The 10,480-nt window shown below is 60.6% G+C and carries 8 protein-coding genes; 5 read left to right on the top strand and 3 right to left on the bottom strand.

Annotated elements, in window-relative coordinates; all coding sequences use genetic code 11:
- The first annotated feature begins 269 nt into the window (after positions 1–269).
- Complete coding sequence (locus F6X39_RS35205) at positions 270–1,478, top strand: IS91 family transposase (protein WP_187620017.1); 1,209 nt, start codon at positions 270–272, stop codon at positions 1,476–1,478.
- Positions 1,479–2,009: 531 nt separating this feature from the next.
- Here F6X39_RS35205 and istB read toward each other — a convergent pair.
- Positions 2,010–2,831 (bottom strand): IS21-like element helper ATPase IstB, encoded by an 822-nt coding sequence (istB, locus tag F6X39_RS35200; protein ID WP_187620016.1) that lies wholly within the window; start codon positions 2,829–2,831, stop codon positions 2,010–2,012.
- Positions 2,832–2,889: 58 nt separating this feature from the next.
- Positions 2,890–4,428: an IS21 family transposase gene (gene istA, locus F6X39_RS35195; RefSeq protein WP_187620015.1), complete on the bottom strand. Its 1,539-nt coding sequence runs from the start codon at positions 4,426–4,428 to the stop codon at positions 2,890–2,892.
- 319 nt (positions 4,429–4,747) lie between these two features.
- Between istA and F6X39_RS35190 the strand changes: the two genes are divergently transcribed.
- From F6X39_RS35190 to F6X39_RS35180, 3 genes are all read left to right on the top strand, one after another.
- Positions 4,748–5,137, top strand: coding sequence for a VOC family protein (locus F6X39_RS35190; protein WP_187620014.1), 390 nt, complete (start codon positions 4,748–4,750; stop codon positions 5,135–5,137).
- A 600-nt stretch (positions 5,138–5,737) separates the two neighbouring features.
- Entirely contained in the window at positions 5,738–6,328 is a 591-nt protein-coding gene (locus tag F6X39_RS35185; protein WP_187620013.1) for a TetR/AcrR family transcriptional regulator, read from the top strand.
- Positions 6,325–7,233, top strand: a complete 909-nt coding sequence (locus F6X39_RS35180; RefSeq protein WP_187620012.1) for a haloalkane dehalogenase — start codon at positions 6,325–6,327, stop codon at positions 7,231–7,233. Before F6X39_RS35185 ends, F6X39_RS35180 begins: the two co-directional genes overlap by 4 nt.
- A 719-nt stretch (positions 7,234–7,952) precedes the next feature.
- Here F6X39_RS35180 and F6X39_RS35175 read toward each other — a convergent pair.
- Positions 7,953–8,345: a hypothetical protein gene (locus F6X39_RS35175; protein ID WP_187620011.1), complete on the bottom strand. Its 393-nt coding sequence runs from the start codon at positions 8,343–8,345 to the stop codon at positions 7,953–7,955.
- 312 nt (positions 8,346–8,657) lie between these two features.
- Between F6X39_RS35175 and F6X39_RS35170 the strand changes: the two genes are divergently transcribed.
- Positions 8,658–9,647 (top strand): LysR family transcriptional regulator, encoded by a 990-nt coding sequence (locus F6X39_RS35170; RefSeq protein WP_187620010.1) that lies wholly within the window; start codon positions 8,658–8,660, stop codon positions 9,645–9,647.
- Positions 9,648–10,480: the final 833 nt, after the last annotated feature.

Genomic DNA, 10,480 nt, shown 5'->3' with positions numbered 1-10,480 from the left:
CAAAGGCGATCCCGATGGCCGCCAGGAGCCCATCATGAAATTTTATGTGCAGTTGTTCAAACCTGATGCCTTCTCACGATGCGTTTGACGTTGCTACTCTACATAACGATCTACTGTCGGTAATACCGTAAATGTGCTGCAGCACATTTCAAGTACCTCAAGCTGGCGACGAGCACCGTGTGCGCCACCACCAGTCCCTTCGACCTGCTGCCGCATCCCGCACCCACTCCCTCCCAGCCGCCTGCGCCCGAGTACTTCTGAAGCCGGCGATGCGACCGGCGCTCGAGGTGGCGGACATCTTCCGCCGCTGCGGCCCACAGTACCGGCAGACCCACGCCGACGCCCTCAGTCGTGCCCAGCGGCGCGCGATGAGCGCCATCGAGCTGTGCCGCACCGCCGCGCTCGGCGGTCATGTCGAGCAGTGCGATGCCTGCGGCCATCAGCGCATTGCCTACGACTCGTGTCGCCATCGCTGCTGTCCGAAGTGCCAGTCGCTCGTCCGCGCGCAATGGCTCGAACGCCGGCGCGCCGAGCTGCTTCCCGCGGTCGAATACTTCCACGTCGTCTTCACACTCCCCGAGCCTGTCGCCGCGCTCGCGTACCAGAACAAGAAGACGCTCTACGATCTGCTGTTTCGCACCAGCGCCGAGACGCTGCGCACGATCGCCGCCGATCCGAAACACCTGGGCGCGGAGATCGGCTTCATCACGGTCCTGCACACGTGGGGGCAGAACCTGCTGCACCATCCGCACGTGCATTGCGTCGTACCCGGCGGCGGCATCGCCCCGGACGGCGAGCGCTGGCTCGCCTGCCGGCCCGGCTTCTTCCTGCCCGCGCGGGTGCTCTCGCGGCTCTTCCGGCGGCTCTTTCTTGACCAGCTGCGCCGCGCGTTCGACGCCGGCGCGCTGCGCTTCCATGGCCAGCTCGAGCCGTTGCGTGACCCGCGAGCGTTCGCCGCCTGGCTCGCGCCCGCTGCTCACGCGGAGTGGGTCGTCTACGCGAAACCACCGTTTGGCGGCGCTGCACAGGTGCTCGATTACCTGGGCCGCTACACGCATCGCGTCGCCATCTCGAACAACCGGTTGCTGCGCTTTGATGGCGATTCGGTGTTGTTCCGGTGGAAGGACTACCGTCACGAAGCCCGCCACAGGACCATGACCCTGACGGCCGACGAGTTCATCCGCCGCTTCGTGCTGCACGTGCTGCCCGACGGCTTCAAGCGTATCCGCAGCTACGGGTGGCTCGCCAATTGTCATCGGGCAGCGCGACTGGCGACCTGCCGGCGGCTGCTCGGCGTCGAGCCTCCCGCCGCTGCGTTACCCGCCATCGCGGAAGACTACCGTGACCGTTACCAACGGCTCACCGGCAGGTCACTGCGCGATTGCCCCGTGTGCGGCAAGGGCCACATGGTCCGTATCGAAGGCGGTGTGCCTGGCATCCTGCCGCGGGCTCCGCCTGACCCGAGCCATGTGCACTGACCGGCATCAGCACACCCGCGCGTACGTTGGTCTTCCCCCATGCGGCCAACGCGAACCCACTCGTGCTTTAGCGTCGTCGCACCATCACAATGCCGCGAAACTCCGCATTCCCTGCCCATTGATGTCCGCATTTCCGCTGTCTTTGCGCGACGGGCCCCGCCAACCGCCCGGCTCCGGCGTGCGCCAACCGTGCGCCGGGCATCACAAATCACCGCGACGATCATTCAACGCCCATAAACGCCAGCGCCTGCGGAGCGGTTTAGCACAAACATTTTTTTGATTACCGATCGCGGACTGGCCCCGACCAGCCTGTACACGCGTCAGTAGCCGCGTGCGTATTTCAGCGATCGTGGACGGCCATTTCAGTCTGATCGTGGACGCCGTTTCAGCGTGATCGTGGACGCGCCGGAGAGGCGCGCAAGCCCCGGTGGAATATACCGCAATCGTCCACGATGAGCCTGAAATCGCCGTTGCTGGCGTAGGGGCCGAGTCGGTGGGCGGGGTGGTTTTTGGGTTGGTTTATCTCAGTTTTTAGGCCCCCGCCAGGCCGCCGGAGGCCCCCCCGGTTGAGCTATGTCCCCATGATTCGATCCCCTGTGTGGGGGGGCAAACGGCGGTCGTGTCGGCGGTGTCGCGCAGTGACCTGGCGGCCTTGAGCTCGATTTTTTGGCTGCTGTGGACGACGCGGTCAAGGATGGCGTCGGCCAGGGTCGGGTCGTTGAGATAGGTGTGCCAGGCCTTGACCGGCAATTGGCTGGTGATCAGCGTGGAGCGCGTGCCCACGCGGTCGTCGATCAGTTCGAGCAGATCGTTGCGCTCGGTGCCGGTCATCGGCGAGATCGCGAAGTCGTCGATGATCAGCAAATCGAGCCTGGCCAGCGCCGCCAGTCGCCGCGCGAAGCTGCCGTCGCCGTGGGCAACTTGCAACTCGTCGAACAGCCTGGCGGCGCGCACATACAGCACCGAGAAGCCGCTGCGCGCGGCCTGGTGGCCCAGGGCGCAAGCGAGCCACGTCTTGCCGCAACCGGTGGCCCCCGTGATCAGCACATTGCGGGCGTGGCGCAGCCAATCGCCGCCGGCCAGTGCGGCTACCAGCGAGCGGTCGAGCGAGCGGCTGGCGCGCCAGTCAATGTCCTCGACGCAGGCCGAACTGACCTTGAGCTTGGCGGCCTTGAGCAGCCGTGCGACCCGGCGGTCGTCGCGCCAGGCGATCTCGCGCTGCACCAGCAGGGTCAGCCGCTCGTCAAAGCCCAGCGCTGCGGCGGCGGTGCTGGTGGCTTGTTCCTCGATGGCGCGGACCATGCCGTCTAGCCGCAGGCTGCGCATTTGGTCAAGGGTGTGTTCGTTCAACATGGAAATTCCTTCGTTATGCTTGTGAATTGGATTGGGTGGGTCGAGGGAATCCACACCGTCAGTGGTAGTAGTCGGGCCCGCGAACGTTGTCGTGCTCGATGGCGACTCGCTCGTCGGCGGCAAGCAGCGAGCTCTGGCGGTCCAGGCCGCTCTTGAGGATGTTGGTAACGCTCCTCAGATGGGGCGCGCGGATCGCCATGGCGCGCGTGCGGGCGGCCTCCAGCCGCTCGTCCGAGTAACGCCTGGCCAGCGCCAGGAGGCCCAGGCAGGCGCGATAGCCCTGCTCGGGATGGGGGCGGTGCTCCATCTGCCACGTCACCACGGCGGCGGTGCTGACGCCGATGCGCTGGCCCCAGGCGATCAGCTTGGCCGGCGTCCACTCCAGGTGCGCGCGGTGCGACGCCGGCATATGATCGGGTGTGGTCGTGAACTTGCCACGCAGCGCGCTCAACGGATGGCTGGCCACGCGCTGGTTCGACGCGAAGCACTCCAGCAGGCCGGCGCCGGCGCGCAGTTCAAGCCTGGCGCCGACCAGCCGGTGCGGCACGCTGTAGTAGTGGCCCTCAAATTCAACGTGGTAGTCGATGTTGACCTTCGCCGACTTCCAGCGCTTGATGACGAAGCGCTGGGCCGGCAGGGGCTTGAGCGCGGGCGCGTCGAGGGTCTCGAAGGCGCTGCGCCGGCAGCCGGGCAGCTTCTTGAACGGCCGGTTGTTCAGGTCCGCCAGCAGTTCGGCGATTGCCCGGTTGAGCTCGGCCAAGTGGAAAAAACGGCGGTTGCGCAGCCGCGCCAAAATCCACCGTTGGACCAAAAGCACGGTGCCCTCGACCTTGGGTTTATCGCGCGGATGAGCCGGGCGTGCGGCCAGAATAACCGTGCCGTAGTGGCTGGCGAATTCCTCGTAGCTGCGGTTGGGTTGGGGGTCGTAGCGGTCGGGCGACTTGATCAGCGCACGGGTCTGGTCGGGCACGATCAGGCGCGTGACGCCGCCGAAGAATTCGAGCGCCAGCACCTGCGCACCGATCCAGTCCTCGGTGCTCTGGCGCGGCGTGGCGCAGGCAAACGCATAGTTCGACGCGCCCAGAGTGGCCACGAAAATCTGCGCCCGGGTGATCTCGCCGGTGGCCGCATCGACGATGGGCACCGTATCGCCGGCGTAGTCGACGAACAGCTTCTCGCCGGCGACATGGATCTGGCGCATCGAGCGCTGCTGGGTCTTGGCGAACGCGCGGTACTTGATGCAAAAGCTGGTGTACTTGTAGGCCAGCGGGTTGTCGCGGGCGTACTCCTCCCACAGCAGCATCAGAGTGACGCCAGGGCGCTTGAGCTCCTGGTGAACGGCGGCAAAATCGGGCGTTAGCTGGTGGCTGGCGCGGGGTACCGCCGGGCGGAAGAGCCGGGCCTCCAGCGCCTCATCGCTCAGGCTCTGAGCGAGTTCGTAATTGACGCCGGCCACACGGGCCAGCGACATGTATTTGCCCACCACGCTCTTGGACAGCTTGAGCGTGCGGCCGGCCTCGCCGTAGCTCAGTCCCGCCTGTAGACACAGACGTAAGGTTTCTCGGATTGATCGCATCGTGACTCTGTTGGTTGGCATCAGCCTGCCCGGAAAAAACCGAGCAGTTTGAGGCCTGGTCAGAACATCACTTGCGCTACCCCCACCGTCCACGATCCCGCTGAAACAGCGTCCACGATCCCGCTGAAATGCCGTCCACCATCAGCCTGAAATGCCGTCCACGATCAGCGTGAAACGCCGTCCACGATGGGCTGAAATACGCACCGCGATCGCCAACCAAAAAAATCTCTGCTCTATGTAAAGCTTTGCATAGCGGCCCGGAACGGCCCTTCAAGCTGCCTGGCAGCGGTCGTTCAATCGCTGGAAAGCGGACGTCATATACTGGCCGCAGGAGAAGCCGATGAAACGCACATGGACAATCATTGGTGTTGCTGATGTGGCCCGCAGCTTCAAGTGGTATCAGTCGCTGTTCGGACAACCGGAAACGCTGCCAGCGCATGACTACTTCGGGCAAATCGTCGACACGGATGGAACGGTCTTGCTATGCCTTCATCAGTGGGGCGCGCACGAGCATCCTCCGCTGGCTAGTCGCGACCGTGCGGAACCTGGCAACGGACTGCTTTTGTTCTTTCGTATCGATGATTTCGACGATGCGCTGCTGAGAGCCCGCGCGCTTGTCGCCGGACTCGAAGAGGAGCCCAACGTGAACCCCAACACCGGAACCAAAGAGTTTGCGCTCCGCGATCCTGACGGGTACTACGTCATGGTGAGTGCGCTCGACCCGCCCTAACACTTCCAACAGGCGGTCGCGCGGCCAATGGCTACTATCGAGCATTTGCGCCTTCGCTGCGCAGGTCCGCAACTGGCCGGCAGTACGCGTTCACGCAAGTCGCCGGAAAGCCGGCGTTGAGGATTCCAACGTCGGATCTCAAAAACGCTCATCGAACAGGTCCTATCGGCCATCTACGGTCCTCCGCAATTCATTGGCGAATGTCTGCGCAAGAGTGGCGAGCCGCCGTTTGATCCGTAATGGAAGCCACTCCTCGGCCCTGGCTGACTCTCTGGTTGAGACGAAGCTCAGGATTTCGCGATGCCCGTTCCACGGCTGACAAACGGCCGTCGATAAGCCAATCGTCTGGGAGATGAAGGTGCGGCTCATCCGGCCAATTTGTACGAATCCTTGCCACTGCTAAGGCTTTGGCGTGCCCGATCTATCGTCTACGGCCGGAAGCGCCCTTGCCGTGCCACGCGTAGCTGCCGGTCAAATTAATGCGGTTCCATTCAGGCGACGGTACATGCGATGGGCAGGCTCCGGGCGGTTAAATTAGAACTTGACACATAAATACGCACGACTGTATTCTACGCAAATACGTACGACTGTATTCCTATCATGAGCAAACCATCATTTCGCGAAGACATTCTCGCTGCCGGCCTCCAGGTGATGCTTCGGTCGGGATACGAAGGGGCGAGTGTGCGCGATATCTGCGCAGCGGCAGGTGCTCCGCACGGCTCCTTCACCAATCACTTCCGCTCCAAGGAGGCGTTTGCGGAGGAAGTGCTGGACCGCTATTTTGCTCACACCAAGGGATTAGTCAAAGAGGCTTTGAACGACAGGTCACTTACTCCCCGGCAGCGACTGAAGCGGTATCTGGACATCATCAGCCGCGTGCTGGCAGACGACAAATGGAATCGCGGTTGCCTCATCGGCGATTTCAGTCTTGAGACCGCCTCTCAAAGCGAGCTTTTGCGCGAAAGGCTCGAGGCGATATTCCAAGAATGGCGTGCTCCATTTGCCTCGTGCATCGGCGAGGCTCAAGCCGCCGGTGAAATCGATTCAACGTTCAATCCGGTGGATCTCGCCGAATTTCTCCTGGCTTCCTGGGAAGGCGCAATTCTTCGCATGAAGGTGGAACGCGGCCCTGCCGCCCTCGATCGCTTCAAGAACATCGTTTTCCAAACCATATTCAAGGAGCAGAAATGATCGTCCTTTCTGACGTTGTATTGCCGCGAGTGAATGTGCTGGGTTCCACCATGGCCTATCGGGAAGCGGGAAATCCCGAAGCACCGGTCGCGCTTTTTCTGCACGGAAACCCAACGTCGTCGTACATATGGCGGAACATCATTCCCCTGGTCTCACCCGTGGCGCACTGCATAGCGCCGGATCTCATCGGGTTTGGTCAATCGGGGAAACCGGACATTGCGTATCGGTTTGTGGATCATGTTCGATACCTGGATGCGTTCCTCGATAACGCTGGAATCTCGTCAACATTTGTCATAGCGCAGGACTGGGGAACCGCACTCGCATTTCACCTGGCTGCCCGAAGGCCGGAGTTTATCCATGGGCTTGCTTTTATGGAGTTCACCTGGCCAATGCCTACCTGGGAGGATTTTCACGCGGATGCACGCGAAACCTTTCAGAAATTCAGGACGCCTGGCGTCGGTGAAAAGATGATTCTTGAAGGAAATGCATTCGTAGAGCAGGTTCTTCCCGCTGCAACCGTACGAAAACTGACGGATGAGGAAATGTCGGTTTACAGAGCACCATTTCCAACTCCCGAGTCGCGTCGACCAACCTGGCGTTTCCCGAATGAACTGCCGATCGCTGGAGAACCGGCGGATGTGTACTTAACCTTGGAGAACGCACATCGTGCTCTAGCACAGTCGTCTTATCCGAAGCTGCTTTTCACTGCAAATCCAGGCGCTCTGGTCTCGCCGACCGTCGCCGAGAGTTTTTCGAAGAAACTTAAGGACTGCAGAGTAGTTGAGCTTGGTGCTGGAATTCACTACTTGCAGGAGGATCATCCTGAGGTCATCGGCGCCACTATCAATGAGTGGCTAGTCGGACTGGGAGTAAGCTCCAGCCCAAAACAAAGGCTGACATTATAGGCATTCCTCTGATGCGCGGGCCGGAATGAAAAGCCGATGAGCGGATAAGGACCGTCGTCTGTGAGCGTCCCGTCCGTGGAAGCTCAGCAGACATTCGCCGCCAAAGTGCGAGAGACCGCTCCGGGTCGCAAGTACTCTTTCGCTTTCCGCGGGACGAGTCATTCCCGACCACCGACCTGTGAATGACGGGAAAGCGCCCCATACCCGTCTGACCGGCACCGATGCTCGAATGACGGCTCAGGCCGATCTTGAGACGCGCGGCTTGGACGTTCTTGCCTGTAACGGTCACAGACGCTCACGAGGGCCAGCGGCAACGATGGTTGACGACCTTTTGCGACGATAGAAGATTTATGGTTGAAAGTTGTCGATCTTGGAAGTTATTTGAGTAAAAAACCGGTGCCGAAGCCCATTTTTACCCTCAGAATCCAGCCAACGCGGAAGCTATTTGGTTAATTTTCCGGAAGCCAATCGAGTTCCTCCACACCGGGAAATGTGAAGGAAACCATAAAACTTCCGTCTGGAAGTTAATCGGTTTAAAAATCGCCTGCCCAATTTACATTTCGTTACAGGGCGGCGCAACAACCAGCCGGAGTGATCAACGCGCACCTGGCCGAACCGGTCCGATCGCGATCGGAGGAAGTTGGACGTCGGCCCCCGAAGTATTGTGACCGTTCCTTCTTTTCACGGGGTGGCTCATCGACCATCGCGGTGATTCGAAATCAGTCAAACTCGTCGGCCGCGAGTCGCTGACGCTGAGGAAAGCGAATGCTCTTTGCCGATCCATTGCCGACGGTCGGGTCGTCGCGGTTCCAACGGCAGGTTTCGGAGTGGAACGACCATACTGCGCCTTCGTCTATGGACTCGTCTTCGGCCTGAGCTGCCATCCGGCGCACTGATAAGCGGACATTCCGGTGGTCATAACGTGCGCCACAGCCGGAAATGTGTCGGTGAATTGGCTGCGCTCCGCGACGAGGTCGTTGCGCTCCGCGTCGACGCGAGCCCGCTGTTCCGCAACGCTCGCTATGCGACGAAACGACCGTGCCGGCTTCTGCGAGCCCTTCTCCAGTCACGAACGCCTGTTGCAAGGCAATGACGTAGTGTTTGACAGTCATGTTTGATCCTCGGTTGATAAATGCGCCGCATGGTCGGAAAGGCGCGGTGGCATTGATATCCTCTCTCTGCCATGACTGGACCTGTTCGACGCGACAGGCTACCGAGCCGGCGAAATGCCGCTGGCTGGCGACAGTCTGCGCAGCAAGATCGACACCTATACCAACGTATCGCCGGCTGACCACATGGATTAAGCGACGATCCCAATGTAGGGATGGTTCAATCGTTCGCCTCGGTCTATCGTTCTTCCAAGCGGGAAAGTCTCATTCCGCTGAAGAGCGACCCGAATCAGACAGCACGAGGTGAACGGTTCCATGGACAAGTTCATGAGCATGCGCATCTTCTCCCGAGTAGTCGAGGCGGGAAGCTTCAGCGTCGTTGCGGAGCATATGAGTTGCAGCAAGGGGAAAGTATCGCGTGCCGTCCTGTCACTCGAAGACCAGCTGCAGGCGCGGCTCCTGCAACGCACGACACGTCGGGTATCGCTGACGGAACCCGGCAAGCGCTACTACCAGAAGTGCAAGAGGATCCTGGCCGACCTCGACGATGCCGAAGCCGAAGCACGCGACGCCCACACCCGCGCGCGCGGAAAACTCCGCGTTCACTGCGTAACCGATCTCGGCCTCGGACAGTTGACGCACTCGATCATCGAATATCGCAGGCGTTTTCCTGCCGTTTCAGTGCATCTTAAGTTCCTGCCGCGTATGGCGAACCTGATCGCAGACGAGGTGGACGTCTCCATCGTGTCCGCGCCGACGCTGCCCGACTCGCGCAACGTATGCAAGCTGATCTGGCAATGCGAACGTGTACTGGTGGCCGCGCCCGCCTTTCTTCAGACGCATCGGATCGAAAGAGCGAGCGACCTCGAAGATCATGCGCTGACGCCGATCCCCTTCAACGCCAAACCCGACGACCATCCCATCGGGTTGAGCCTCGTCAGGTCCGCGGAACCTGAAGCGGGCAGCCAGTTCGTCATCAACGACACCGAGGCGACCCGTCTCGCGACGCTGGCAGGCGCAGGCATCGCGGCATTGCCGGTCCATTGCGTGATTGACGACATCCAGAATGGAAAGCTCATTCAGTTATTCCCTGAGTGTCGTCTTCAACGCACGAGAGTGTTCGTCGTCTATTCATGTAGACATCATATCGACGCGAAGATCAAAACCTACGTCGACTTTATGACGTCGCCCCTGAGGGAAACGCTCGATAGCAGTTTCGGGAGCGTGCCCGCCAGTGAAGCGCTCAATCGCGTTGCGCAGATTTGTTTGGCTTCGGGCCTTTCTGATGTACGCAATACAACCTGAACCGTCAGACATTTATCGTCGTTGGTCAATTAAAAACGCGCTGTGTGACTTTCTTTCGCGCGTGATGGAGAACGCAAGATGCACACGATCAGACTACCTCGCATTCGGGCAAGCTATGTCGTTGCCGCGTGTATTGTGGCAATTGCCGCAATGTGTGAGTCTCGAACGCCCGGTCTGATGCAGGCCATTCTCGTCGTCGGTGCGAATGCGCAATTGCCGCTCGAATGCCTGGCCGCAGAGAGTCCAGAGAACGCCGAGCCCTCGCCTGCTGTTCCCGTCGCCGACCGTTCCGAATGGAAGGGGCATGTCCCGACGCAAGGCCGCCCGCCACGCAAATGCTAGAAGAATACAACTCTCCCGTGCGCATTCGACGCGAGCGCCGTAGCATGACTGGCTACGAGCGAAGCGTGACCAGTTTCAAGTACTGGACGTAGACTCACCGCGCACTTCATTCACCCGTTCTCATCGATACACAAGCGGTCGCGATCGCGCTGAATTTCTGAGGTGGAGACTCGCCCCGATGACGATCACGCACGAACAAGCCATGTCGATGAGCATCCCGTCCAAGCCGCTGGCCTACGACTCTCAATGCTGCGATCTTGCCATACATAAACCGTACAGTTTATTTTCGTTGGCGTGGGCGGTGACCTTGATAACTATACTGCCCAGCATTGTAAAACGCGAAAGGGAGTAGGAGATCATGCAAGAGAGATATTTGACAACGCGCCAGACCACCCGGATCGTCATCGTCGGCGGCGGCATCGCTGGACTTCTGCTCGCGACCAGGCTGGGCAACACGCTTGGCCGCAGCGGCCGCGGTCAGGTCACGTTGA

The organism is Paraburkholderia sp. UCT2 (assembly GCF_014397665.1).
Lineage (GTDB): Bacteria > Pseudomonadota > Gammaproteobacteria > Burkholderiales > Burkholderiaceae > Paraburkholderia > Paraburkholderia tuberum.
Note: the sequence above shows the minus strand (reverse complement) of the source record. Positions and strands in the feature narration are given on the sequence as shown.

Bases quoted from the DNA above. Each gene is read 5' to 3' on its own strand.
- F6X39_RS35205 (WP_187620017.1), top strand. From the start codon at position 270: ATGCGACCGGCGCTCGAGGTGGCGGACATCTTCCGCCGCTGCGGCCCA.
- istB (WP_187620016.1), bottom strand. From the start codon at position 2,831: ATGTTGAACGAACACACCCTTGACCAAATGCGCAGCCTGCGGCTAGAC.
- istA (WP_187620015.1), bottom strand. From the start codon at position 4,428: ATGCCAACCAACAGAGTCACGATGCGATCAATCCGAGAAACCTTACGT.
- F6X39_RS35190 (WP_187620014.1), top strand. From the start codon at position 4,748: ATGAAACGCACATGGACAATCATTGGTGTTGCTGATGTGGCCCGCAGC.
- F6X39_RS35185 (WP_187620013.1), top strand. From the start codon at position 5,738: ATGAGCAAACCATCATTTCGCGAAGACATTCTCGCTGCCGGCCTCCAG.
- F6X39_RS35180 (WP_187620012.1), top strand. From the start codon at position 6,325: ATGATCGTCCTTTCTGACGTTGTATTGCCGCGAGTGAATGTGCTGGGT.
- F6X39_RS35175 (WP_187620011.1), bottom strand. From the start codon at position 8,345: ATGACTGTCAAACACTACGTCATTGCCTTGCAACAGGCGTTCGTGACT.
- F6X39_RS35170 (WP_187620010.1), top strand. From the start codon at position 8,658: ATGGACAAGTTCATGAGCATGCGCATCTTCTCCCGAGTAGTCGAGGCG.